General features: G+C 65.1%; 17 protein-coding genes. 7 read left to right on the top strand and 10 right to left on the bottom strand.

Annotated features, from left to right (window positions below):
* Nucleotides 1-89 precede the first annotated feature (89 nt).
* Complete coding sequence (locus tag Q5H89_RS05520) at nt 90-875, top strand: bestrophin-like domain (RefSeq protein WP_305018302.1); 786 nt, start codon at nt 90-92, stop codon at nt 873-875.
* 82 nt (nt 876-957) lie between these two features.
* On the opposite strand, the gene Q5H89_RS05515 is transcribed toward Q5H89_RS05520, so the two are convergent.
* The 4 genes from Q5H89_RS05515 to Q5H89_RS05500 all read right to left on the bottom strand — a co-directional run bounded on the left by Q5H89_RS05515 (nt 958) and on the right by Q5H89_RS05500 (nt 9,643).
* Entirely contained in the window at nt 958-1,701 is a 744-nt protein-coding gene (locus Q5H89_RS05515) for a ferredoxin reductase (protein ID WP_305018301.1), read from the bottom strand.
* A complete protein-coding gene (locus Q5H89_RS05510) occupies nt 1,698-2,339 on the bottom strand; it encodes a sulfite oxidase-like oxidoreductase (protein ID WP_305018300.1) in 642 nt (213 codons plus the stop codon). Before Q5H89_RS05510 ends, Q5H89_RS05515 begins: the two co-directional genes overlap by 4 nt.
* A 91-nt stretch (nt 2,340-2,430) precedes the next feature.
* The gene (locus Q5H89_RS05505; RefSeq protein WP_305018299.1) at nt 2,431-9,048 is read right to left on the bottom strand and encodes a hypothetical protein; all 6,618 of its coding nucleotides are present in this window, start codon (nt 9,046-9,048) and stop codon (nt 2,431-2,433) included.
* A 175-nt stretch (nt 9,049-9,223) separates the two neighbouring features.
* The gene (locus tag Q5H89_RS05500; protein ID WP_305018298.1) at nt 9,224-9,643 is read right to left on the bottom strand and encodes an OsmC family protein; all 420 of its coding nucleotides are present in this window, start codon (nt 9,641-9,643) and stop codon (nt 9,224-9,226) included.
* A gap of 77 nt (nt 9,644-9,720) precedes the next feature.
* On the opposite strand from Q5H89_RS05500, the gene Q5H89_RS05495 reads away from it, so the two are divergent.
* Both Q5H89_RS05495 and lipA read left to right on the top strand, forming a co-directional pair.
* Nucleotides 9,721-10,575, top strand: coding sequence for a hypothetical protein (locus Q5H89_RS05495; RefSeq protein ID WP_305018297.1), 855 nt, complete (start codon nt 9,721-9,723; stop codon nt 10,573-10,575).
* A 173-nt stretch (nt 10,576-10,748) separates the two neighbouring features.
* The gene (gene lipA / locus Q5H89_RS05490) at nt 10,749-11,651 is read left to right on the top strand and encodes a lipoyl synthase (RefSeq protein WP_369810644.1); all 903 of its coding nucleotides are present in this window, start codon (nt 10,749-10,751) and stop codon (nt 11,649-11,651) included.
* A gap of 78 nt (nt 11,652-11,729) precedes the next feature.
* On the opposite strand, the gene Q5H89_RS05485 is transcribed toward lipA, so the two are convergent.
* Entirely contained in the window at nt 11,730-12,365 is a 636-nt protein-coding gene (locus Q5H89_RS05485) for a DUF4136 domain-containing protein (RefSeq protein WP_305018295.1), read from the bottom strand.
* 276 nt (nt 12,366-12,641) lie between these two features.
* Nucleotides 12,642-15,566 (bottom strand): aminomethyl-transferring glycine dehydrogenase, encoded by a 2,925-nt coding sequence (gene gcvP, locus Q5H89_RS05480; protein ID WP_305018294.1) that lies wholly within the window; start codon nt 15,564-15,566, stop codon nt 12,642-12,644.
* Between the two features lie 107 nt (nt 15,567-15,673).
* Between gcvP and Q5H89_RS05475 the strand changes: the two genes are divergently transcribed.
* Nucleotides 15,674-16,888, top strand: coding sequence for an NAD(P)-dependent oxidoreductase (locus Q5H89_RS05475; protein ID WP_305018293.1), 1,215 nt, complete (start codon nt 15,674-15,676; stop codon nt 16,886-16,888).
* A 25-nt stretch (nt 16,889-16,913) separates the two neighbouring features.
* On the opposite strand, the gene Q5H89_RS05470 is transcribed toward Q5H89_RS05475, so the two are convergent.
* A complete protein-coding gene (locus tag Q5H89_RS05470; protein ID WP_305018292.1) occupies nt 16,914-17,816 on the bottom strand; it encodes an NHL repeat-containing protein in 903 nt (300 codons plus the stop codon).
* Between the two features lie 121 nt (nt 17,817-17,937).
* Here Q5H89_RS05470 and Q5H89_RS05465 point away from each other — a divergent pair, with 121 nt between their 5' ends.
* Both Q5H89_RS05465 and Q5H89_RS05460 read left to right on the top strand, forming a co-directional pair.
* Nucleotides 17,938-18,669: a methyltransferase domain-containing protein gene (locus Q5H89_RS05465; RefSeq protein ID WP_305018291.1), complete on the top strand. Its 732-nt coding sequence runs from the start codon at nt 17,938-17,940 to the stop codon at nt 18,667-18,669.
* Between the two features lie 173 nt (nt 18,670-18,842).
* On the top strand, nt 18,843-19,847 hold the full coding sequence (locus tag Q5H89_RS05460; protein ID WP_305018290.1) for a hypothetical protein: 1,005 nt from the start codon (nt 18,843-18,845) through the stop codon (nt 19,845-19,847).
* Nucleotides 19,848-19,903: 56 nt separating this feature from the next.
* Here the strand turns inward: Q5H89_RS05460 and Q5H89_RS05455 are convergent, their stop codons facing one another.
* Together Q5H89_RS05455 and Q5H89_RS05450 are read right to left on the bottom strand one after the other, a co-directional pair.
* Nucleotides 19,904-21,019 carry a type III polyketide synthase gene (locus Q5H89_RS05455; RefSeq protein ID WP_305018289.1) on the bottom strand — a complete coding sequence of 372 codons (1,116 nt, stop codon included), beginning with the start codon at nt 21,017-21,019 and terminating at the stop codon, nt 19,904-19,906.
* Nucleotides 21,020-21,166: 147 nt separating this feature from the next.
* On the bottom strand, nt 21,167-22,312 hold the full coding sequence (locus Q5H89_RS05450; protein WP_305018288.1) for an NAD(P)/FAD-dependent oxidoreductase: 1,146 nt from the start codon (nt 22,310-22,312) through the stop codon (nt 21,167-21,169).
* Between the two features lie 250 nt (nt 22,313-22,562).
* Between Q5H89_RS05450 and Q5H89_RS05445 the strand changes: the two genes are divergently transcribed.
* Nucleotides 22,563-22,832, top strand: coding sequence for a T9SS type A sorting domain-containing protein (locus Q5H89_RS05445; protein ID WP_305018287.1), 270 nt, complete (start codon nt 22,563-22,565; stop codon nt 22,830-22,832).
* A gap of 327 nt (nt 22,833-23,159) precedes the next feature.
* On the opposite strand, the gene Q5H89_RS05440 is transcribed toward Q5H89_RS05445, so the two are convergent.
* Entirely contained in the window at nt 23,160-24,533 is a 1,374-nt protein-coding gene (locus tag Q5H89_RS05440; protein ID WP_305018286.1) for a sigma-54 interaction domain-containing protein, read from the bottom strand.
* Nucleotides 24,534-24,753 lie beyond the last annotated feature (220 nt).

Raw genomic sequence — 24,753 nt, 5'->3', positions numbered from 1 at the left:
CCATTAGGCGGTAGCCCGGTGGGCGGGGCACGCGCCTACCTTCGCCCCGTATTCGCGTATTCGCTCCTGCCGAGCTAATACCTTGCCTAGTGGACTGGATTTATTACGTACCCAACTGGTTATTCTGCGCGTTGTGTTGCGCCGCCACGCTGCTGTTTTCCCTGGCGGGCCTGTTTTTGCTGCGTCCTTGGGTCAGAAAGCACGTGGGCGATACGGCCGAGCACAACGACTTGGTTAGCTATTTTTTGGGAGTTTCGGGGGTCATCTACGGCATTTTGCTAGGGCTGGTAGCCGCGGGGGTGTGGAGCAATTTTCAAACCCTGTCGGGCCAGGTCGATAACGAGGCGACCATCACGGCGGCCATCTACAACGACATGGCCACTTACCCGCCCGCCGCCCGGCAGCGCTATCAGCAAGAGCTGAAAGCCTACGTGAAGTCGGTGATTGACCAGGACTGGCCGGCGCACCACCGGGGCCAGGTACCGCAGCAGAGCAGCGCGGTGCTGCGCAAATTCAAAAACGACTTCCTCGCCTTTGTGCCGCCCGATACCCGCTCGCAGATAGTGCACCAACAGGCTATTAATCAGCTTAATGAATTGTTGCTAGCCCACCGCCTGCGGCTGCGGGGCGACCAAGACAACCTGCCCAATCTGTTGTGGTGGGTGCTCATTTTGGGCGCCGCCATTAACGTAGCCATCTCCTGGTTTTTTGTAGCCGACGATAGAACCCATCAGGTAGCCCTCACCTGCCTGATTGCCTTGCTGCTAGGGTCGCTGCTGTTCCTGACGGCCGCCATCGATAACCCCTTTCGGGGCGGTTTCAGTGTGGATGCGAGTGCCTTCGAATCGGTGCTCTACGAGATGACTCACTACTGACAAGCCAGCTAGTGCCGTAAAAAAGGCGCCCGCTCACCTTATGAAGTAAGGAAGCCGACGCACTTTCCGGCTTAGGCGTAATTCAACTTCCCGTCGGCCCAAAGCGCTCGGTCAGAATGCTTTCGGCTTGCAGGCCGGCGGCCTGCAAGCCGTTGGCCACGCTTTCTACCAGGCCCGTCGGCCCGCACGCAAACGCCTGCGGCTGCGCATCGCCAAACCGACTTACTACCTCGGCCAGCATGGCCGCGTCGATGCGGCGGTGGTAGCCGGCCCAGCCGGGCGGCGCCTGGCGGGTGTAGTCGAGCAGCAGCGTGAAGCTAGGGTCGTCTTTGGCTAAAGCCTCTAATTCAGCCTGATAAATGACTTCCTCTGGCGTGCGCACGCTGAAGAGCAGCACGGCCGGCGTGCGCAGCCCTAGCCGCTGGCGGTGCCGCAGCATGGCCATGAGCGGCACCACGCCCGAGCCGCCGCCCACGAGCAGCAGGGGCGGCGCGCTAGCCTCGCCCGGCCACACGAAGTAGCCGCCGATGGGGCCGCGCACCTCCAACTCGTCGCCCACGGCCACGCCCTCGTTGAGGTAGCCCGATACTTCGCCGTCGGCGATAATTTCGACAGTCAACTCAATCTCACCCGTCTGCTCGGGCGGCGAGGCAATGGAGTAGCTGCGCTCGGCCTGGTAGCCGCCTTCGGCGGTGAGGCGCAGGTCGTAGTGCTGGCCGGCGAGGTGGGGCGTCCAGTTGGGTAGGCTGAGCGTGAAGGACTTGACGTGCGGCGTTTCCTGCTTGATGCTTTTGACGGTGGCTAGCTGCCAGGCTACGCGGCTCATAGGCGGATGCTGCTGGCGCTGGCCTGGTCGTCGTCATCGTCGCGGTAGCGCTGCTCTTTCCAGGGGTCGCCGTACATGCTGTAGCCGCCGCGCTCCCAGAAGCCGGGCTCGTCCTGGGCCGTGAAGCGCAGGCCCTGCACCCACTTGGCGCTTTTCCAGAAGTAGAGGTGCGGCACCACCAGGCGGGCCGGGCCACCGTGCTCGGCGGCCAGGGGCTGGCCGTCGTAAAGAAGCCCTACGAACGCCTTGCCATCGCGCAGGTCGGCCAGGGGCACATTGGTGGTATAGCCGCCGTAGCTGAACTCGGTGACGAACTGCGCCTCGGGCTTCAGCTTTACGTGCTCCAGCAGGGTATCCACGCTCACGCCGCGCCAGTGGGTATCGAATTTCGACCACTTCGTGACGCAGTGAATGTCGGGGTTGAAGTCCTGCATCGGCAGCTTATTGAACTCCTCCCAGCTCCATTGCACGGGCTCTTCCACCAGGCCTTCGAGCCGGAACTCCCAGTTGGTGAGGTTGATGCGGGGCGTGGGGCCGGCCGTGAGCACCGGGAAGTCGGTGGTTTCGTACTGGCCGGGCGGCAGCTTGTGATTGCTCTGGCGCTTGGGCTGAAAGCCCTTGTTGGTGAAAAAGCCCATGGTAAAAAGAAGTGAGAAAGGCAGTTGTACTACGTAACGATTGGGGCGGTAAAAAGTCAGCCGGCCGGCTGACTTTTTACCGCCCTGCGCATCATTCCTGGGGCTCGTCAGATTCGTCGGGCTCGTCCGGGTCGTCGTCTTCCACCGCTACCTCTACGCCACCAACTACCACCAGGCGGGTTTTGAAGCGGGCGTACAGCGCGTGCAGGCCCAGCAGCAGCAAGCCCACGAAAATAAACACGATAGCGCGCGTCACGGTCCCGCTGCGGCTCAGGTCTACCAGCAGCAGCCGCCCGATGGTGGCGGCCATGCCGGCCAGGGCCACGTAGCGCATATCCTGGCGCAGCAGCAGCAGGCTGGCGCTGAACACGGCCACGACTTCCAGCATCAACAGCACGGTGAGCACCGAGCGGTCGAAGGACTGGATGAAGAACACCGCCAGCGCCCCGAAGGCCGGGTACAGCAGGGCGGCCTCGAGCTGGCGGCGCGAGGGCTGCGCCAGCGCCTTCCAGCGCGGCGGGAGGCTAGCCAGCGGCGCATTGCCGATGCGCAGCGCCAGGCCCGCGTAGCCAAACAGCAGCGCCACCGTGCCAGCCACCACCCAGCGCTCGGTGCCTTGCAGCTGCTCGGCGCCCAGGTAGCGCAGGCAAAACAGGCCCGCCGACAGCGCCGCCAGCCCGAAATACAGCCGCCCGTACACGCCCAGCCGCCGCAGGCGCAGCGGTATTTTGGGTAGTAAGGCGCACACAATCAAGGCAAAAGCTACCCACGCCAGGCCCAGCCAGACCTCTTGCACCTCGCGCACCAGCGTGAGCGTGCCGAAGAGCAAAGCCGCTTCCAGCAGCGCCGGGTGCAGCACGCGCCACGAGGCATACACCGGCGCCGTAGCCGGCTGCCGGGCCAGGGCCAGCGCCGCCAGCACCCCAAACAGCGCGGCCGCCGTGACGTATTCGGCCGGCCGGTGCAGCAAAGTTTCGTTGCCGGCCAGCAGGCGCAGGTGCACCAGCAGGCCCGCCAGCAGCAGCCCGTAGCTGAGGTGCAGCAGGTAGCGGTCGGGCTGGCCGGCGCGGGCCACGGCGGCGGCATCGGGCAGGGCGCGCCGCCAAGCCTGCGCCCCGGCAAAGGCCGCGCCAGCCAGGGCCAGCAAGCCCAGCACCAGGTAGGCGAGGTGGGCCGGGGGCACGCTGCCCAGCAGCACCACCAGGTGCAGACCCAGCAAATACAGCCACGGCCCGCGCACAAAGCGCGCCCCCGCCGCCCACCACGATGTGCGCAAGCCCGCCAGGGGCACGGCCAGCGTAGGCACCAGGTAAAGCAGCACCTGGCCAATTGCCAGCGCCGGCCGGCCGGCTGCCTGCGTCGCAAAAGCCACGGGCAGTACGTGCGCCCATTGCAGCCCCACGTAGCCGGTAGCCGCCAGCACCAGCCCGGCCCACAGCCCGGGCACCACCAAGCGCTGGCGCAGGTACAGCAAGGCCCCCAGGATGCCGACCATCGCCCAGCCCGCCCAGCTGTGCGCGTATTCCAGTGAACCCGCCCCTAGCAAAAGCCAGCCCGTGGCAATGGGCAGGATGGGCAGCCGCGCGCCACCCAGCGCGGGCAGTTGGCCGTATTCCGGGCCCACGGGGCCGAAAGCCAGCCGCCGCAGTTGGTAGCCCAGCGTGAGTACGGCCGCGCCCAGCAGCAGCCCGGCCTGCGCCAGGGGTGCCAGGGTGCCCGGTGCCGTAGCGCGCACCAGCACCGGCAGCAGCACCGCCTGCACTATCAGGAGGTAAGTCTGTAGGTGAAGCAGGCCTTCCTCATCGCGCCGGGCCAGCGGCAGGGCCGCCAGCAGGTTTTCGGCATACAGCATCACCAGCACGCCGGGCCAGGTGAGGCCCGCTTTGTGCAGCCCCACCACCGCCAGTAACATAAACAGCTGGGCCAGTACCAGTTGCTGCCGCCGCACCCAGCGGGGTGCCCAGCCGCTGCGGTGCACCCAGTAGGCCAGCCCCAGCGCCGCCAGCGCCAGCACCGGCAGCAGGCCCAGCGCCCGCGTATCCGACCATCTAAACAGCACCTGCCCTAGCAGCAGGCCCGCGCCCGCCTGCAAGAAACCGGCTAGCCCGGCAAAGCCGCTCAGCCAGCCGCGCACGGTGTCGGCGTAGGGGTTGGCCGGCTGGGTGGCGTAGTCATCAAGTGAAGTTTTAGAGAAAAATTGCCGGTAGGTGAATTGCAAAAACGCCACGCTGGCCCAGCCGGCCAGCGCCAGCAGCAGCGCATCGCGGTAGAGGAGCAGCGGAACATTAAGGCCCTGCTTGGCGCCCGCCACCAGCAGCAGGCTCGCACCCGTGAGCAGCGCTTCGGCCATAGCGGCCTGGTGCAGCAGCGTGTCGCGCCGGGCTAGCCACAGCGTCACCAGCAGGTTTTCGGCGAAGAGCAGCGTGAGAATGACGGACCAGCTGAGGTGCGCTTCGTGCAGGCCCACCAGCGCCAGCAACACGAAAAACTGCGCCAGCACCAGCTGCTGCCGCCGCAGCCAGCCAGGGGTCAGCCCACTGGCGCGCACCCAGTAGGCTAGCCCCAGCGCGGCCGCCGCTAGCCCCAGCAGGGCCCCGAGTAGCAGCGCCACCGGCGCGTGCGCCCAGCCAAACAGCACCCGCACCAGCAGCAGGCCAGTGCCCGCTTGCAGCAGCCCGGCCAGCCCGGCAAAAGCATTCAGCAGGCGGTTTAGCGGCTTGGAAAAGAGTTCGGCTAGGGGTGAGTCGAGGCTAGCCCAGCCCTGGGGCAGCAGCTGCCTGTAAGTGGCTTGCACGAACGCAATGCTGGTCCAGCCGGCCAGAGCCAGCAAAATGGCATCGCGGTATAGCAGCGGCGGCGCGCTGTTATCGAAGTCGGTAGCGGCCAAGAGCAGCAGGCTGGTGCCCGCCGCCAGCGCGCCCAGCATGGCCGCGCGGTGCAGCAGGCCATCGCGCCGGGCCAGCAGCAGCACGGCCACCAAGGTTTCGAGGTAGAGCACCAGCAGCACGCCGGGCCAGCTCAGCCCCAACTCGTGCAGCCCGAAAATAGCCACCACAACAAACAGCTGCCCCAGCACCACTTGCTGGCGCCGCACCCAGGCGGGCGCCCGGCCCGCCGCCCGCACCCAGGCCGCCAGCCCCAGCGCGCTACCCGCCATTGCCACTAAAGCCAGCAGCAGCAGCCCCACCGGCGCCGGGTGCCCGCCAACTACTGCGCGGGCCAGCAGCGCTCCGGTGCCCGCTTGCAGCAGGCCCGCCAGGCCCGCAAAGCTCCCTAGCCAGGTAGAGTGCGCCTCCGGGTTGGAAACCAGCACTACCGGCAATGCCCCCGCGGGCCGCCGGGCTGGCTGCACCCCCAGCAGCAGCGGAAATCTCAACACCAGTTGCACGAAGGCTAGCCCCGCCCAGCCGGCCAGGGCCAGTAAAAATGCCTCGCGGTAGAGGTCAGTGAGTTGGATATCAGTTAAATGTCGAATAGCCGTCAGCAGCAAGATCGTGCCACTGAGCAGCCCCTCGGCCAGGGCCGCACGGTACACGGCCTGGTGCAGCCGGTCGGCCGCGTCGCGCCCGGCCAGCAGCAGCACTACCACCAGGTTTTCGACGAAAAGCAGCAGGAGCAGCCCCGACCAGACCAGGCCCACCTCGTGCAGCCCAAAGATGGCGAGCACCACCAACCCCTGCGCCAGTACCAACTGCTGCCACCGCACCCAGCCGGGCGCTAGCGTGCCCCGGCGCACCCAGGTGGCCAGCGCTACCACGCCGCCCGCCAGGGCCAGCAGCGCCCCCAGCAGCAGCGCCACCGGGGCCGGGGCCGCGCCAAACACTACCCGCGCCACCAGTAAGCCCGCTCCCAGCTGCAGCAGCCCGCCCAGCCCGGCAAAGGCGCTCAGCCAGCGTCGGTAATCCGCGGCCCGGGTCAGCTCAGGGTTTTCAGAATCTGATTTAGTATCAAATGCTTGCGCGAAGAAGTGCCGGAAGGCCAGCTGCGCAAACGCCACACTGCCCCAGCCGGCCAGCACCAATAGCAAAGCATCGCGGTAGAGGATGTTGTGCGGCGCATCGAGCTGGCTGGCTGCGGCCAGCAGCAGGGCTAGCCCGGCGAGCAGGGCGCTGCCCATGGCGTAGCGGTGCAGCAGGGCATCGCGCTTGGTGAGCAGCGCTACGGTGCCCAGGTTTTCGGCGAAGAGCAGCAGCAGAATAACCGGCCAGCTCAGGTGCGCCTCGTGCAGCCCCACCACGGCCAGCACCGTAAAAAACTGCCCTAGCACCAGCTGCTGGCGCCGCACCCAGCCGGGCGCCCGGCCCGCCGCCTGCACCCAGGCCGCCAGCCCCACCGAAATGCCCGCCAGCGCTGCCAGCCCCACCAGCAGCAGGGCCACCGGCACGCCCGGCCAGGCAAACAGCGCCCGCGCCAGCAGCAGCCCCGTGCCGGCTTGCAGCGCCCCCGCCACGCCCGCAAACCCGCTTAGCATGCGGCGGTGCGACTGCAGGGCCGCGGCCTTCGGGGGCGCGAGCTGCTCGTTGTAGGCAGCCGCAAGCAGCTGTATTTTAATTGATTGCCCAATAGTCAGCAGCGGCTGCTTGAAAATGAACTGCATAAAGGCCAGCCCCGCCCAGCCGGCCAGGGCCAGCACCAGGGCATCGCGGTAAAGCGTGGCGGGCGGCGCATCGAGCGCCCGGCTGCCGGCTACCAGCAGCAGGCCGGCACTTGCCAGCAGCGCGCCGCTTAGGGCCACGCGGTACACCAGTGCCTCGCGCTGCCGGGCCATGATGAGGGCCACCAGCAGGGTTTCGAGCAGCATAAAAAGCAGGATAACCGGCGGCGTGGCGTGCCAGCCTTGCAGCGAGAGCGCCGTGGCTAGCCCCAGAATAAGCGAGATAATGGTATCGGTCTGAAACAGCCAGCCGATGCCCAGGCGCTTGGCCTGCCGCCCGGCCCAGAAGGTGAGCCCGGCGCCCACGGCCAGCGGAATGGTCTTCCAAATCGAGCCCGTGCTGTAGAAATACAGGTTCACGCCCAGGCAGGTCCAGTTGAGCAGGTGCGAGGCAAAAAGCAGCGGCTCGAACCGGCGCTCGGCATACACGCGGCGGTACTGCACCACGGCCGCGGCGGCGCCCACCAGCAGCACCAGCGCCATCGCCGCCAGGCGCGTGCCACCCGCGATAACTGCCAGCTGCTGATGCCAATATAAGTGAAACGCGAAAAAGCTGGCAATGCTGAGCAGCAGTTGGTATTTCCACTGCTGCCGGTAGGTAATGGCAATGCTGAAGGCCGTAACGCCCGCCGCGGCCCCTAGCGTAAGGGGCGTGGGCGGCAGCACGGCCAGGGCCACCAGGCTCAGCACACCGTGCAGGGTAGCCACTTCCTGGCGGCTGGCCCGCCAGGCCAGGTACAGATTGGCGCTCACGCCGGCCAGCAGCAAGAGGTAGTCGAAGGGCGGCGTGACCCACATCAGGCCCGGAATGCTGACCGCGCCCACGCAGGCAAACAGGAAAATGGCCGCCGCGCTGCTCAGCAGCCAGGCATTCAGCTTCGTGGCAAACTCCTTCTGGCGCAGCCCAAACCGCACGCCCAGCAGCCCGCCCGCAAAGGCGCAAATCAGCAAAAACCGCAGCGGCGGCGCCACCCGCAGCGCCGCGTATATCCCCAGAAACCCAACGCCCGTCACGAGCACCACCGCGCCCAGAATACCGGTCCAGTTTTCGAGCAGCACCGTCGAGGCGCGCTCCCAAAAGGTGGGCCCGGTGGGCACCGGCTTGGGCCGTAACGCGGGCCGCGTAGGCGGCACTGGCCGGGGCGGCGCCACCCGCGGCCGGGCCGTCGGGGCCGGCGCCGGCGTGGGCGGCGGGCCTGGTTGCGGCGCCGGCTCACCCACGGCGGCCTCTGCCGGCTCTGCCGGCGCAGCTTCCGCTGCCGGCTCCGCGATGGACTCAGATTCGGTGGCTGGCGCTGTTTCTGCGGCCTGGCTGGCTGCTGCGGCTGGCGTAAGCTCAAGGGCGCTGGCGGGCTCGTCAATGACTTGGGCCAGCTCGGCTTCGGCGGCTAGCGGCTCGGTTAGCTCGGCTTCTTCAATCAAGGCAGCCTCTGCGGCGCTGGGGGCCAGCTCGGTTTCTTCAATTAACTCAGGCGCTGAGGCTTGCTCTTCAGGCAGAGCAGGCGCCGTAACGGGGGCTACTTCGTCCGCGCTAGCGGCCTCACTTGCATCAACGGGCTCGGTGCTGACCTCCTGGGCCATCGGCGTTTGCTCGACCTCGGCTGTCGTTGCTTCTGCTTCTTGTGCCGGGGCCGACTCAGGTTCTTCCACTGCCTCGGTTACCTGAATGGGCTCCTGCGCTGGCTCGAAGGGCGCTGCCAGCGGCTCGGCGGCTGGCTCGGGCGCTGCCACTGGTGCGGGCGGCGCGGTGGGCACGGGCTGAGGGCCGGCCTCCGCCACGGGGGCGGCGGTGGCTGCTGCGGCCGGCGCAAAGCCAGCCCACTGCCCGGGTGCCGGTGCCGGAGGAGCGGCTACGAATGGGGCCGCCGCAAACTCGGCGCGCAGGGCTAGCAACTGGCTGTGCAGCTGCTCCAGCTCGCCCTGCATGTGCTGCTGCCGGGCCCGGTAGCGGCCCAAATCAGCTTCTAACTCTTTGAGTCGAAGGGGCAAATCCCAACTTCGCGCGATGAAAACGAGGGCAATAAGCAGCCCTACCACGATGAGAACCATGGGCATTTGGGGGTAAAGGGAAAAAATCGGCCACAGCGGCCACAAAATCAGCCCGGTACCACCCAGGTTCGGATAGCAAATGTAGACGAAAAGCCGGAATTATGTACGATGCCCGAATTTTATACGAAAAAAAAGCCACCCCGAATTTATTCGGGGTGGCTGAAAACGGGCGCCAGGCCGGCTAGGCGTAGATAAACCGAACCTCTTGCTTGATTTCCGGGTTCAGGCTCAAGGCCACCGGGCAGGTGTGCGCGGTGCGCTCCATCAGGGCGCGGTCGCGCTCATTGAGGCTAGCGGGCAGGTGCAGCTCCACGTTGAGCTGCGCAATGCGGCGCGGCGCATCCTGGCTCATAATTTTTTCCATCTTAAACGAGGCGCCCACCAAGTCTACCTGGTGGCGCTCGGCCACGATGGCCATCGTCGTGAGGATGCAGGTGCCCAGGGCGGTGCCCACGAGGTCGGTGGGCGAAAAGGCTTCGCCGCGCCCGTGGTTATCAACCGGGGCATCGGTCTGGATGACAGTGCCCGAAGCGGTGTGCGTAGCTTCGGTGCGCAGGTGGCCCTCGTAGCGGGCAGTAGCGGTGGTGTGGGGCGTGCTCATACCACAAAGCTACCCTAGCCGCGTTAGCGAAACGCCGGGTGGTAAAACCCCGCCCGGCAGGTATTTTTGACTTCTCTATGAACAAGACGTATGTCATCGCCGCTGGCTGCCTGGCGCTGGGCCTCGCGGCTGCCCGGCCCGCCCGGGCCCAGGCCCCCGCTACCCCGCCCGAGCCCGTGGGCCCCACGCTTCAGGCCGCGCCGGCCCAGGCCATGCCGTCCGACGAGCAGTCGTACCGCCGCGAAACGGTATTTGGCATCAACTTCAACACCCAGGGTGGCCTCATTGGCGGCGCCAATGTGCGCGTGGCACGCGTGCTCGACGAGCGCTGGCTGCGCTTCTGGAGTCTGGAGGGCGTGTCGTTCAAAAACCCGAAGGAAGAAAGCGTTACCAACCCCTACACCGGGGGCAGCTACAAGCGCTTCAAGGCTAATTATGCCTTTGCGCTGCGGCCATCCATCGGCATTCAGCGCATCCTGTTTCGCAAGGCTGCCGATGCCGGCGTGCAGGTCAATGGCCTGCTCAGCGCCGGGCCTTCGCTAGCCCTGCTGATGCCGTACTACGTCAGCTTCGATGAGACGGCGGCCAAAAATGGCTCGGTGCCCAGCTCCAGCGATATCATTGTGGATGAGGCCTATGACCCGGCCAAGCACGGCGGCACCGCCGAAAACTACATCTTCGACCGGGCGCCGCTCTTCAGCGGCATCGGCCAAACCAAGGTGGTGCCGGGCGTGCACCTGCGCGGCGGCCTCAGCTTCGAGTACGGCCGCTACCGCGACGCCGTGGCCGGGGCCGAGGTTGGGTTTCTGCTCGAAGCCTACACCAAGCGCCTGCTCATGCTGAACCCGCCCGCCCCCAACGACCCCAATAGCCTGAACCGGCAGTTCTTCCCGTCGGTTTACCTTACGCTCTACATCGGCCACCGGAGCTAACTTTGAGTAGTTTTAGCTGTCCTTGCGAGCGCAACAAAGCGGAGCGCGGCAATCTTTCCTTGCTGGGCGCAACGTGGCAGACGACAAAGGAAAGGTTGGCGCGCTCCACTTCGTTGCGCTCGCAAGGATAAACGTTTTTAGTATTAGATTAGGAAGTTAAGATGGATACCCTGCTGCTGACGCTCCCCATTATTCAGGCCGAACCGCTAGCCCCCGCCGCGCCGGCCCGCCCGCGCAAGCCCGACTGGCTGCGCGTGAAGCTGCCCATCGGCCCCGACTACGCCGCCGTGCGCAAGCTCGTGGATGAGCACAAGCTGCATACCATCTGCGAATCGGGCAATTGCCCCAACATGGGCGAGTGCTGGGGCGCCGGCACGGCCACCTTCATGATACTCGGCAACGTGTGCACGCGCTCGTGCTCGTTCTGCGCCGTGGCTACCGGCCGCCCTAGCGAGCTGGACCTTGACGAGCCGCGCCGCGTGGCCGAGGCCATTTCGCTGATGAAGGTGAAGCACGCCGTTATCACCAGCGTAAACCGCGACGAGCTGAAGGACCGCGGCGCCAGCGTGTGGCGCGATACGGTGGTGTTTACCAAGGAGCTAAGCCCCGAAACCACCATCGAAACGCTGATACCCGACGTGAAAGCCAACTGGGCGGCGCTTGAGGTCATGATTTCGGGCGGTCAGGAAGTTATTTCGCACAACATGGAAACTGTGGGCAGCCTCTACCGCCTCGTGCGCCCGCAAGCCAAATACGACCGCAGCCTGGAGCAGATTCGGCGCACCAAGCTGGCCGGGCACCGCACCAAGTCGGGCATCATGCTGGGCCTGGGCGAAAAGCAGGACGAAGTACACCAGGCGATGGACGACCTCGTGGCCAACGGCCTCGACATCCTCACGCTGGGCCAGTACCTGCAGCCTACCAAGCGCCACCTCGACGTAGCCGAGTTTATCCACCCCGATACCTTCGCCGCCTACAAAGAAGAAGGCCTGCGCCGCGGCCTCAAGTACGTGGAGAGCGGCCCGCTGGTGCGCAGCAGCTACCACGCCGAGCGCCACGTAAACGTGCCCATTTAAGCAAGTTAAGTATTAGTAAAAGCAAAAAGCCCCGCCAAATCTGGCGGGGCTTTTTGCTTTTAGTGGCTAAACCGGGGCCTAGCGCACGGCCGCCGGGCGGCGCGTGTCGGTGGGCGGGTAGTTGCCCAGCACGCTGTTTACGATGCGGTAGGTTTCGGCCTCCGAGATGCTGTTCTGGTCGAGCTGGGCCTGGCCGGTGCCGCGCCAGGCTAGCTCCTTGCGGCGGGCATCCACAATGTCGATAATGACCGTGCCGGCCTTGTAATTGTAGGCGCGGCCACCGCCGTAGGGGTAGCCGCCAAAGCCACCGTAGCCATAGCCGTAGTACGGGTAGCCGCCATAGCCGCCGTAGGGATAGCCGCCGGCGATTTGCTGCTTGTTTTCGACGCGCACGCTATAGGCCACATACACATCGGGGCTGGCGTTGTTGGCTACCTCGGTCAGGCCCTTGGCCGTCAGGTCTTTGCTCACGGCATCACGAATGCGCTGGTCGGTAAACGACTCGTAGCCGCGGGCGGGGCCGCCTTCGGTATCGTTGGCTTGCTTGGGGTACCAGGCCCAGGTTTTGTAGGCGCGGAAGTTAACGGCGTGGTCGAAGTCGCTGGTGGCAGCTACGTTGGCCGTAGTGGCGCAGGAGGCCACGCCGAAAGCCAGCGCCAGGCCCGTGACCGCGAGGGCGACCGGACGGGCCAGAAGATGAGTGATGCGGTTCATAAGGCTAAAAATTAATAAGATAATCCACTAATGCGGAGGTATTGGCTTAACGCTAGTGGCTAGGGCAATGTTCCAAATAAAGTAGGCTAGCCGACTATTCTCCTTAGCCAATCGCCTAACGCCCCAAACGCCCGGCCGAGTCGCTTTCGCGGGCTCAACCGGGCGTTTTTGCTGGTGGCTGACGGCGTTAGTTTAACGCAGTATGGGCGGCCGTATTGTCTTTAAAATTGACTGTTATACGTCGCTGCGCGCTGCATGACAGTCAATTCTCTGCGTCTAATAAGACGGGCCCTTATCGGTCGAAACGAGCTGCTCGGGCTCGTCGGCGTAGTCCTCCAGCGGCGTGCAGCTGCAAATGAGGTTGCGGTCGCCGTAGGCCGAGTCGATGCGGCTCACGCTGGGCCAGAACTTGGCGTTGCGCACGTAGGGCAGTGGGTACACGGCCTGCTCGCGGGTGTAGGGGCGCGTCCACTCCTGGGTGAGCACGATGGCGGCGGTGTGGGGCGCGTGCTTGAGCACGTTTTCCTTGGCGTCGGCGCGGCCTTCCTCTACCTCCGTGATTTCCTTGCGAATGGCAATCATGGCGTCGCAGAAGCGGTCCAGCTCCTCCTTGCTTTCGCTTTCGGTGGGCTCAATCATGAGCGTGCCGGCCACCGGGAAGCTTACCGTAGGCGCGTGGAACCCATAGTCCATCAGGCGCTTGGCGATATCTTCGACCTCAATACCGGCCCTTTTGAAGTGGCGGCAATCAAGAATCATCTCGTGGGCGCAGCGGCCCTGGCTGCCCGTGTACAGCACCGGGTAGTGCGCTTCGAGGCGCGCCTTGATGTAGTTGGCGTTCAGAATAGCCAGTTCCGTAGCGCGCGTAATGCCGTCGCCGCCCATCATCGAGATGTAGGCGTAGGAGATGGGCAGGATGCTGGCCGAGCCCCACGGCGCGGCCGATACGGCGCCGCTGCTGCGGCCCTCTACCGGCACCACCACGTGGCCGGGCAGATAGGGAATCAGGTCTTCGACCACGCCGATGGGGCCCACGCCGGGGCCGCCGCCGCCGTGCGGGATGCAGAACGTTTTGTGCAGGTTGAGGTGGCACACGTCGGCGCCGATGCTGGCCGGCGAGGTGAGGCCCACCTGGGCGTTCATGTTGGCGCCGTCCATGTACACCCGGCCGCCGGCCTGGTGAATAAGCTCGCAGATTTCAATAATCGTTTCCTCGTACACGCCGTGCGTGCTGGGGTACGTCACCATGAGGCACGAGAGGCGGTCGGCGTGCTGCGCAATTTTGGCGCGCAGGTCGTCCATGTCCACGTTGCCGTCTTCAGTGCTTTTCACCACCACTACCTGCATGCCGGCCATCACGGCCGAGGCAGGGTTGGTGCCGTGGGCCGAGGCCGGAATGAGCGCCACCGTGCGGTGGTTATCGCCGCGGCTCAGGTGGTAGCCACGGATGGCCAGCAGGCCCGCATACTCGCCCTGCGCGCCCGAGTTGGGCTGCAGGCTCACGGCCGCGAAGCCCGTCACCTCGCAGAGCCAGGCTTGCAGGTCGCGGATAATCTGCTGGTAGCCTACCGTCTGGTCGGCCGGCGCGAAGGGGTGCAGCTGGCCGATTTCGGGCCAGGTCACGGGTATCATCTCCGCCGTAGCATTCAGCTTCATGGTGCACGACCCTAGCGGAATCATGCTGTGGGCGAGGCTCAAGTCCTTGTTTTCGAGCTGCTTCATGTAGCGCAGCAGCTCGTGCTCGGCGTGGTGCGTGTTGAAGACCGGGTGCGTGAGGTACTCGCTGGTGCGCTGGAGGCTTTCGGGCCAGGTCAGCGTCAGCTCGGCCTCGGCGGTAGGGGCAGCCGGGGTGGCTACCTCCTTGCCCAGCACCTTGGCGAAAATGTCCACGATGTCGCGCACGTCGTCAATTTCCACGTTCTGGTGCAGGCTGATGCCCACCAGCGTGTCCTCGTAGTAGCGGAAGTTGATGCCCGCGCTCTCCGCCTCCTGCTTGATTGCTTGCTGCATCTCGTGGCTTTCGAGGCGCAAGCTCAGCGTGTCGAAGTAGTGGCTGTTCAGCTGCTCGACCCCTAGCGCCTTCAGCTCGGCTTCCAGAATCTGGGCGAACAGGTGCGTGTTCACGGCAAACTGCCGGATGCCCTTCGGGCCGTGGTACACGGCAAACATACCGGCCAGCACGCTCAGCAGCACCTGCGCGGTGCAAATATTGGAGGTAGCTTTTTCGCGGCGGATGTGCTGCTCGCGGGTTTGCAGGGCCATGCGGTAGGCCTTGTTGCCGGCCGCGTCCACGCTCTGGCCGATAATGCGGCCGGGGATAACGCGCTTGAACTGGTCTTTGCACGAGAAGAAACCCGCGTGCGGCCCGCCAAAGCCCATTGGCACGCCAAAGCGCTGCGACGAGCCCACCACCACGTCGGCGCCCAGCTCGCCGGGCGAGGTGAGCAGCGTGAGGGCTAGTAGGTCGGCGGCCATCACCACGAACAGATTGCTGGCCTGCGCCTTGGCAATAAACTCGCGGTAGTCGAAGATGGTGCCGTTGGCCCCGGGGTACTGCACCATTACGCCAAAGAAGGCTTCGTCGGAAACGTCGGCCGTGCGGTGGTCGCCGATAACCAGCTCGATGCCGAGGGGCGTGGCGCGGGTGCGCAGCACGTCAATAGTTTGGGGCAACACCTGCTCCGACACGAAGAACTTGGTAGCGTTTTTCTTCTTGGTTTGCGAGTGCAGCATGTGCAGCGCCTCGGCGGCGGCCGTGGCCTCGTCGAGCAGGCTGGCGTTGGCGATGGGCAGGCCGGTGAGGTCAATTACCATCGTCTGGTAATTGATAAGCGCCTCCAGGCGGCCCTGCGCAATCTCGGCCTGGTAGGGCGTGTAGGCCGTGTACCAGCCCGGGTTTTCCAGAATGTTGCGCTGGATAACGGGCGGCAGCGTGGTGTCGTGATACCCTAGCCCGATGTAGCTCTTATACACCTTGTTCTGGCCGGCAATCTGCTTGAAGCGCTTCAAAAACTGGCGCTCGCTGAGGGCCGGCGGCAGGGCCAGCGCCCGGGGCAGGCGAATGGCGGCGGGCACCGTTTCGGCGATGAGCTGGGCCAGGTCGGCGGCCCCCACGGCTTGCAGCATGGCGTGCTGGCTAGCGAGGTCGGGCGCGTTGTGGCGGGTTTCAAACACGTCGGCGGGCTTGAATCTAAACGACATAAACGTGGGCTGGGGGAGGGGAGAAGAAGGCAACTTTTTCCGTAACAAAGGTACGCCCGGTTTGGTGGGGGCAGGGGTGTACTTTTGGGCACTTTCTTCTTCTACCCATGCCTTTTCCCACCCTTATTGGCCTGCTACGCGAAGGCCGCACCCCGCCCGACCGCCGCGTGGCCCTCACCCCCAAAAAGTGCGTCGAGCTGCAAGATGCCTACCCCGGCCTGCGCGTGCGGGTGCAGCCCAGCCCGCACCGCGCCTTTGCCGACCAGGAGTACCGCGACCTTGGCCTGGAGGTGAGCGACGACATGGCCGCCTGCGACGTGCTGCTAGGGGTGAAGGAAGTGCCCGTGGCCTGGCTGCTGCCCGGCAAAACCTACTGCTTTTTCTCGCACACCATCAAGAAGCAGCCTGCCAACCGGGCGCTGCTGCAAGCCGTTCTGCACAAGCAGATTACGCTGATTGACTATGAGCTGCTGACCAACGCGGCCGGCGAACGCGTGGTGGCGTTTGGGCACTGGGCCGGCATTGTGGGCGCCTACAATGGCCTGCTCACCTACGGCCGCAAGCACGGGCTGTTTACCCTGAAGCCAGCCTGGCAGTGCGTGGACATGGAGGACATGCAGGAAGAGTTTTTTAAGGTGAAGCGCCTGCCGCCCATCAAGATAGCCGTAACGGGCTCGGGCCGCGTGGCCCAGGGCGCGGTAGAGGTGCTGGGCCGCATGGGCATCCGGCGGGTGAGCGTGTACGACTACCTCTACCTCGATTTCAGCGAGCCGGTGTATGCCCAGCTGCGCAGTTCGGACTACAACCGCCGCCGCGACGGCCGGGTGTGGGACACAGCCAATTTCCACCACGAGCCGGCGGCTTATGAGTCGACGTTCGGCAACTTTCTGCCCGTTACCGACCTGCTCATTGCCTGCGCCTACTGGGACCCCGCCGCGCCGCGCCTCTTCAGCGAGGAAGACACGCGCCGGCCCGGCTTTAAGCTCACTACCATTGCCGACGTGACCTGCGACGTGAACGGCTCTATCCCGCTTACCAAGCGCAGCACCACCATCGAGGCGCCGGCTTTCGACTACAACCCGGCCACCGGCGCGCTGGAGGCACCATACGCTAGCCCCGAAAATATCACGGTGATGGCCGTGGACAATCTGCCCTGCGAGCTGCCGCGCAATGCCAGCCGCGACTTTGGCCGGCAGCTGCTCGACCAGTTTTTTCCGCACCTGCTGGGGGGCGATGCGGCCGGCGTGGTGGCCAGGGCCACTATCGCCAGCCAGGGGCAATTGCGCCCGCGCTACACCTATCTGGCTGATTATGTGGCCTGAAGCAACAGCCAAGCCCTTGCCAAGGCTATTGCTTGTGCTTGGTCGAGTCGGAGCGGGTGGTAGCCGCGCTGTCGGGCAGCGGGGCGGGCGCCGCCACCGGCGCGGTGCCGCCGGCCAGGGTCGAAATCTCCCCGCTGGGGCTGATTTTGCGCAGCGAGTTGGTACCCGTATCGCTCACGTACACGGCCCCGGCCGGGTCGGTGGCCAGGCCGGCCGGAAAGTGCAGCCCCTCGGCCAGCAGCGACACCTGCCCGGTGGCACTCACGCGCCGAATGTTATTGTCGTAGGTGTTGGCCACCAGCAGGGCGCCGGTGGCATCGAGCGCTAGCCCCCGGGGGTGGTTGAAGGCCGCCGCCAGCAGCACAGTTTGCCCATCGGGATTAATCTGTCGGATGGTATTGTTGTCAGTGTCAGACACGTACACCACGCCCTGGGTGCTCACGGCAATGCCAGCCGGCTTGTTGAGGCCCCTGGCCAGGGTGGTGAGGGCGCCGTGGGGGCTCACCTTTTGCACGGTGCCGCTGTTGGGGCCGGCGCCCGCGTCGGCCACGTACACATTGCCCGCCGCATCTACGGCCACCGCCGCCGGAAATACCAGCCCGTGGCCGTGCACCAGCGTGGTGGCCGGGCTAGCCGGGCCCACCTGAATAATGCTGTGGCTGCCCGCATCGGCCACGTATACCGTGCCGGTGGGGCCCACGGCCACGCCTGTGGGGTAGGCCAGCTCGCCCGCCGCCAGGGGCGTGGCCTCGCCGGCGGCGTCTACCTTTTGCACCACCCCGTTGTCGGTGTCTACTACGTAGAGCATGCCCGCGGCGTCGATGGCCACGCCATCGGGAAAGCCGAACGCAACGGCGGTAGCCGCTGGCCTGCCGGCAGTTAGGAATATTGCCGCCAGCAGGCCGCCACATAGTGCTGGGGTTTTCATAGACAGGAAAGGGTGCGGGGTGACTACCCCAAAGGTAGTACAGGCTCCCGATAATCTGCTATTATTTACCACTTTAGTGCCAGGCATTTCAAAATGCTATCCGATACCCACCTTTGCGCTTATGAAGCTGACCACCCGGGCCACCGCCCCCGAGTTGATGGACGACCTGACGCTGGCCACCGAAGAGCTGCGCCAAAACCTCGATGAACTCGAAACCATCAACACCTGGCTAGGGGGCTACCGGCCGGTGCTGGCGGCCCTGGCCCGGCTGCAAGCGCGCTTTCCGGCGGGCCGCCCGCTGCGCCTGGCCGACCTGGGCAGCGGCGGCGGCGACACCCTGCGCCACGTGGCGCGCTGGGCCCGGCAGCGGTGCGTGCCCCTAGTGGCCGAGGGCATCGATGCCAACGAGTTTATGCTGGCCTACGCGGCCGCCAAAAGCCGGGCGTATCCCGAAATCAGCTACCGGCAGCTCGATATTTTTTCGCCCGAGTTTGCCGCCCGGCCCTACGATGTGCTCACGGCCAGCCTGTTCTGCCACCACTTTGCCGACGACGAGCTGGTGGTGCTGCTGCGCGGCTGGCACCGCCAGGCCGGGCTAGCCGTGGTCATCAACGACCTGCACCGCCACCCGCTGGCCTACTACAGCATCAAATATTTAACTAAGTTGCTCGGAGGCTCGCGCCTGGTGCAGCACGATGCCCCGCTCTCGGTGGCCCGCGCCTTTTCGCGGGCCGACTGGGTGCGGCTGCTAAAGCAGGCCGGCATCACGCAGTATGAGCTGCGCTGGTGCTGGGCGTTTCGGTGGCAGGTGGTTATTTATACTGCAGAAGTTTCGTTCGCTCTGAATCAATGAGAATCAACTTGTTGGCTGTTTGGGGTTTAGTGCTGTTAGTAGCGGCTTGCGGGCAGCCTCAGTCAACGGCCGAAGTGCCAGCTGCTGGTCAGCCCGCTGCTGCGCTCCCAAAGGCTGCTGCATCGCCTAAGTCGCCGATAGCTAGGCCGCTTGCGCAGTTGATAGCCTTCCAGATGTACGGCGCCTTCGCGGCGGCGGCCGATACGGTGCTGCACCTGCCGGGGCATACCTACCGCCTGGGCTGGCAGGTACGTCTCGACACGCTGCAACCCCTGACCCACATAACCCCGCCCGACCCGGCCAAGTATTTTGCGGGCGATACGAGCCGGGGCTTTCGAGGGTACTACACGGTGGAGGTGCGCGACTCGCTGGGCCAGCGGCTAGGCCGCCACACCTTCACCAAGGCCGATTTTTACCCCGTCGTGGGGCCCGAGCTGGCCATCAGCAGCGGGGTAGAGCTGCCCCGGCTGCTGGGCTACAGCGCCCCGCTGGGTGGGCTGGTTTATACGGTTTCCTTTAATGCCCCCGGCACCGACTGGTACGGCGAGGCGGTGCTGGTACTCGCGCCCGGCGGGCAGGTGCGCTACCTGGGCCCTGGTGCGGGCAGCGATGGCCCCGAACTGGCGGTGACCCTGGCGGCCAACGGCCAAACCCTCTTGACGGGCAATGGCATTAAGCGCGCCGGCCAGCCCCTGCTGCCACTGGCGCGGGCCGGGGCCGAGCTGCGCGGCGCCCGACTACTGAACGATACACTGGCGCTGCTTATTGATGAGCCCGGCCGCTCGCACCTTCGTGCCAGCGCCGAGCCCTCTTTTGACGCTACGCCGGCCCAGCGCCGCCAGCCCAATGCGTTTGTGCGCGACGTGCGTACCGGCCGCGACGTAAGCCGCTTCCGCTACGATGGCTTTTTTTACGTGTTAGGCTACCGAATACCTTTACAGATAGTAGCCTCAACGCAGACGGCGTATTTGCTTGACGCTGCTAAAGGGATATACGTGCTACCGTTGCGCCAGCCAGCGGCTGGCCGCTGGCTGCCCTTCGCCACCATGCCGCGCGCCGTCGGCTCCCCAATGGCCAACGAAATCAGCTTTGAATTATCGGGGGAGCCACAAGGCTACCGCTTCCTGGTCGATACAACCCAGGCTAGTAAGGTGCGCTATCAACTGCTAACGCAGTGATTTCTTCGTAGTGAGGTAGCTTCCTGCTTCATTAGCAGCTACCCGTGGCTTAGCCGCTAGCCCGCCACTATCTCCAGCAGCATGGCCTCCATCGTGAGGCCCGGCCCGAAGGCGCAGCTCAGCACGGGTGCGCCTGCATCGGCGGGGCTAGCGGCGGCCAGCAGCTCGCGCAGCACAAACAGTACCGTGGCCGACGACATATTGCCGTAGTCGCGCAGTACCTGGTAGGCGTAGCGGTTGTCGTGCTTGCTCAGGCCCAGCGCCTGCTCGATGGCCTCCAGGATTTTGCGCCCGCCGGGGTGCAGGGCAAAGTGCCGGATATCCTCGCGGCGCACCGGCAAATCCTGAAGCAAGTCGGCGGTGAGCTGCCCGATGCCCCGCTCAATCAGCGCCGGCACGTAGCCCGAGAGCGTCATTTCGAAGCCAAAATCGCCGATGTGCCAGGCCATATCCTGCACGCCTTCGGGGGCTAGCCCGCAGTGAAAGGCCCGTAGCGCCAGGCTGGGCGCCGGGCCGGGCAGCGGCTGCCCCATCACCAGGCAGGCCGCCGCGCCATCGCCAAATAGCGCGTTGCTCACGAGGTGGTCGGCCTCATGGCTTTTCTGAAAATGCAGGGTGCACAGTTCCACGCTCACTATCAGCACCCTAGCGGTGGGGTCGGCGCGCACCATGCCGTCGGCCAGGCGCAGGGCATTCACGGCCGCGTAGCAGCCCATGAAGTTGACGCAGGTGCGGCGCACCGAGGTGGGCAGGCCCAGGGCCGTTACCAGTTCGATATCGAGCCCCGGCGCGTACATGCCCGTGCAGCTCACCGTGATGAGGTGCGTGAGGCTGGCCGGCGCCACCCCCGGCGCTTGCTGCAGGGTGCTTTGCACCGCCGCCAGGGCTAGCGGCAGGGCCTCGCGCCGGTAGGCGGCCATGCGCTGGCTCACGCTGGGAAAGGGCTCCAGGCCCGGCGTGTTGGGGAAGAAGTCGTAGTCGCCATTGGCCCGGCCGTAGTCGGGCAGCACCGAGTGGCGGTGCTCGATGCCCGACACCCGGTACAGGGCCTGCAGCTTGCGCCGCCCGCCCGCGTCCAGCTCCAGCGCCCCGGCCATAAAATCGGCAATGACGGGCTGGGCAAGGCGATGGGGCGGGGTAGCGGTGCCGATGGCACCCAGGTAGCTGGGCATTGGGGTTGAATTAGAACGCAATAGTACACCGCCGCGATACGGCGCCGGGTGGCTGCCCGCAAGAAACGCGCCGCCGGCCCAGCCACCTACGAAAATGCGGGCGGTTTGGAGGCTAGCCGCGCTTTACGGCCGCCCCGGCGGCAGGTTTTAGGCAAAGGGCCGGCCGTGGGTCTGGCGCATGAGGGCGCGCACGGCGGCGGGCCAGTGGCGCAGGCCGCCCACCACCAGCTCGCTCAGCACCGGCCCGCCAAACAGCCCCTGCACCGCCCGCCCCACCCGCAGCCGGGTGCCAAACTGCCGCTGCCAGCCTTCCGCATACGCCGCCTCCAGCGCCGGGCGGGGCAGCTCGCCGCGCAAAAACCGGCTGGCCAGCGGCACGGCCAGCGCCGCGCCGTGCAGGGCCATCGCCATGCCGTTGCCGCAGAGCGGCGTAATGAGGCCGGCCGCGTCGCCCACCATCAGCAGGTGCTGCTCTACGGGTAGCTTGGGGGCGAAGGAAATCTCATTGATAACCTCGGGCTGGGCGTAGAGGCGCTCGGCGTGGGCCAGGATGGCGGCCAGGCGCGGGTTGCGGGCCAGCACCTCGCCTTCGAGCGCGGCAATCGTGCCGCCGCCCGCCTTGAGGTTGGCGCGCGTGGTGAGGTAGCAGAAGCACAGCTTGTCGTCCTCAATGGCCGAAATGCCCGCGTAGCCATCCCGAAAATTGTGCAGCTCAATCACATCGCGCGCAAAGCCCGGCAACCGCAGGTGGTATTTCACGCCCAGGTAGGGCGAGCGCTGGCTAAAAAACGAGCGGCCCAGCTGCCGGTCCAAGGCGCTGCGCTTGCCGTAAGTGCCCAGCACGAGGCTAGCTGCCAGCTGGCGGCCGTCGGCTAGCGTCACCAGGTGGCGGTCGGCGGCGGCCTCGAAGGCCACGTCGGCCACGGTGGCAAAAATAAATTCCACGCCCGCCGCCACCGCCCGCTGGTACAAAAAATCGTCGAGCGCGTAGCGGCTCACCCCAAAGCCGCCCAGGTCGAGGGGGCTAGCCAGCAGGCGCCCGGCCGGCGACGACAGCCGAAACTGCCCGATGGCCGCCGGGGCCAGCGCCGCGGGGTCGGCCCCCAGCCGGCGCAGGTAGGGCAGCACCTCGTTGCTCACGTACTCGCCGCACACCCGGTGGAAGGGATAGCGCCGCCGCTCTACCACCACCACGCGGTGGCCGCGCCCGGCCAGGTCGAGGGCGGCGGCCAGGCCCGCCAGCCCACCGCCCAGCACGAGGGCGGGCAACTTATTTTTATCGAGTAAATCCACGATTTAACCGGCCAAAAATCCGGCTGCGAATAATTAAGCGTATAGTAATAAGCTAGGGTTCGTAATTTTGCGAAACCAAAAGGCAAGTTCGTCGTTAACTTTCATCCCACCCGGCTACTGTGTTCTGGTTGACTATATTATGAAACAACCCTTACTATTTGGATTACTCTGGCTCGCTAGCGTTGGCGCTTGCATTGGTGGCCTAGTACCGGCTCGTGCGGCTACTATCAGCGGCTCTCATCAAACGATTGTGCGCCCCACCCTTGACGACAAGGCCCTGGTGGTGTACCCTAACCCGAGCACCGGCATCGTGCACCTCACCATTAGTGGCCTCGAAGGCCGCCGGGTAGAGGTAAGCGTGCTCAACGTTATTGGCACCGTGATGTACCACGAAACCCTGACTGAGCTGAACGAGCGCTTCACCAAAACGCTGGATTTAAGCCGTTTCGCTAATGGCCTGTATTACGTAAAGCTGGAGGCCGACAATTCGAGCCAGCTCTGCAAGCTTGTTATTCGCTAAGGCTGCAGGGTGGGGCTAGCCCACCCGCAGGTGCCCCCAACAGAAAAAGCAGCCGCGAGGCTGCTTTTTCTGTTTTCCAAGGCTTGAGAACAAGGCGCTTAGCGGGCCATTACCGGCTCGGGGCTTACCATGTTGCGCACGCGGCGGGCCGTATCAATAGCCAGGAAAGCAGTAGCCGCGATGAGGGCAAAAAACAGGTACCACATAATCGTAAGGAAAAGCAAATGAGGATAAAAAAACGACCGGGCGCTAGCCATAAGTCACGGTCGTTTAACCTCAATAGCCGGGGTAGGGTTACAGTAAAATTCGGGCATTTGAGGGGTTAGCCTACGGCAGCAGCAGGTGCCCGCTCTGAATGAGACGGTAGAGCGTGGAGCGGCCCACGCGCAGGCGGTTGGCGGCGGCCACCACGTCGCCATTCAGGGCCGTGAGGCTGTCTTGCATAATGGCCAGCGTTTGCTCGCGCAGCGATGGGAAAACCAGCGTGCTGCTGCGGGCCGGCGCGGCCGCTACCGGCGCCGGCGCCGTCCGAAACGGGATGTCGGCCACCTCAATCTGCTTGCCATCGGCCAGCACGGCGGCCAGCTCTACCACCGCTTTCAGCTCGCGCACGTTGCCCGGGTAGGCGTAGGCTAGCAAATGCTGCCGCGCCTCGGGGCTGAAGGGCCGCACGGGCAGCTTGTTGCGCTGGCTGAAGGTGCGCACAAAGGCCGCGGCCAGCAGCAGAATATCGGGGCCGCGCTGGCGCAGCGGGGGCAGCTCGATGGGCAGGCCCAGCAGGCGGTAGTACAGGTCTTCGCGAAAGCGGCCGGCCTGCATTTCGGCGGTCAGGTTGCGGTGGGTGGCTACCACCAGCCGCACATCGAAGGGCACGGGCTGGGTGCCGCCCACCCGCGTTACGGCCCGCTCTTGCAGCACGCGCAGCAGCTTGGCTTGCAGCACCAGCTCCAGGTCGGCAATCTCATCCAAGAACAGCGTGCCGCCGTTGGCTTCCTCAAAGCGCCCCACGCGCCGGGCCGTGGCCCCGGTAAAGGCGCCCTTCTCGTGGCCAAACAGCTCGCTCTCCAGCAGCTCGCGCGGAATGGCCGCCATGTTGATGGCCACAAACGGCTGCCCCGCCCGCTCCGACTGGGCATGGATGGCCTGCGCCACCAGCTCCTTGCCCGTGCCCGTTTCGCCACTCACCGATACCGTAATAGTGGTGCGCGCGGCCTTCGCGATAAGCTCGCGCACCTGCTGCATGCTGGGGTGCTGCCCTAGCAGCATACCGGCGGGGGCCTCCGGCGCCTCGGGCGCCGGCCGGGCGGCGGGCACTGCCGGCTGGCGGGCGGCCGCCAGCGCCTGCCACAGCCGCTCGGGGCTGTGCAGGTCTTTCACCATGTATGCGCTCACGCCCTGGCTCAGCAAGTCGGCTTCGGCCTCGGCATTGGCCTCGTTGGCCAGCACAAAAAAGTGCGCGTTGGGCAGGCGCTCGCGCAGCTTGCGCAAAATGCGCCGGGGCAGGCCCTCTTGGCCATCATTGTCCAGAATGAGGGCGTTGGGCTGCGCCGTGGCCGCCGACCGATAAGCGAGCGCGAGCGCTACGGTGGCAAAGCGCCGCACCACATGGTCGGGGTTGAGGCTAAGCCGGTGGCACAGGCGGGTGATATAATGGCTATCAGCCCCAATAAGCCAGATGTGGTAATGGGAAGAAGTTTTCATAAGCGGAACAGGCCGCGCCCATAAACAGAGTTAGTAGGCGGTATAAAGAGCAAATTATTATTGGTAAAATTATAAAAGGTATCGTCGACAATTCTGAATAAAAATCGTGTAAAATTCCGTGAAAAAATTCACATTTGCGCTAAATACGTAGAAAAAAGTTGCGATAGTTTCCCTTTTTCATAAAAAGCACATTTCTTTTTGAGACTAAATATAAAATAAT

It is taken from the genome of Hymenobacter cheonanensis, assembly GCF_030581075.1.
Taxonomy (GTDB): domain Bacteria; phylum Bacteroidota; class Bacteroidia; order Cytophagales; family Hymenobacteraceae; genus Hymenobacter.
The sequence above is the reverse complement of the archived record's forward strand: the minus strand, read 5'-3'. Positions and strand labels throughout refer to the sequence as shown.

What these genes read in the sequence shown, in the direction of transcription:
- Q5H89_RS05515 (WP_305018301.1), bottom strand. Translation starts at nt 1,701, where the DNA reads ATGAGCCGCGTAGCCTGGCAGCTAGCCACCGTCAAAAGCATCAAGCAG.
- Q5H89_RS05510 (WP_305018300.1), bottom strand. Translation starts at nt 2,339, where the DNA reads ATGGGCTTTTTCACCAACAAGGGCTTTCAGCCCAAGCGCCAGAGCAAT.
- Q5H89_RS05505 (WP_305018299.1), bottom strand. Translation starts at nt 9,048, where the DNA reads ATGCCCATGGTTCTCATCGTGGTAGGGCTGCTTATTGCCCTCGTTTTC.
- Q5H89_RS05500 (WP_305018298.1), bottom strand. Translation starts at nt 9,643, where the DNA reads ATGAGCACGCCCCACACCACCGCTACTGCCCGCTACGAGGGCCACCTG.
- Q5H89_RS05495 (WP_305018297.1), top strand. Translation starts at nt 9,721, where the DNA reads ATGAACAAGACGTATGTCATCGCCGCTGGCTGCCTGGCGCTGGGCCTC.
- Q5H89_RS05485 (WP_305018295.1), bottom strand. Translation starts at nt 12,365, where the DNA reads ATGAACCGCATCACTCATCTTCTGGCCCGTCCGGTCGCCCTCGCGGTC.
- gcvP (WP_305018294.1), bottom strand. Translation starts at nt 15,566, where the DNA reads ATGTCGTTTAGATTCAAGCCCGCCGACGTGTTTGAAACCCGCCACAAC.
- Q5H89_RS05475 (WP_305018293.1), top strand. Translation starts at nt 15,674, where the DNA reads ATGCCTTTTCCCACCCTTATTGGCCTGCTACGCGAAGGCCGCACCCCG.
- Q5H89_RS05470 (WP_305018292.1), bottom strand. Translation starts at nt 17,816, where the DNA reads ATGAAAACCCCAGCACTATGTGGCGGCCTGCTGGCGGCAATATTCCTA.
- Q5H89_RS05465 (WP_305018291.1), top strand. Translation starts at nt 17,938, where the DNA reads ATGAAGCTGACCACCCGGGCCACCGCCCCCGAGTTGATGGACGACCTG.
- Q5H89_RS05460 (WP_305018290.1), top strand. Translation starts at nt 18,843, where the DNA reads ATGTACGGCGCCTTCGCGGCGGCGGCCGATACGGTGCTGCACCTGCCG.
- Q5H89_RS05455 (WP_305018289.1), bottom strand. Translation starts at nt 21,019, where the DNA reads ATGCCCAGCTACCTGGGTGCCATCGGCACCGCTACCCCGCCCCATCGC.
- Q5H89_RS05440 (WP_305018286.1), bottom strand. Translation starts at nt 24,533, where the DNA reads ATGAAAACTTCTTCCCATTACCACATCTGGCTTATTGGGGCTGATAGC.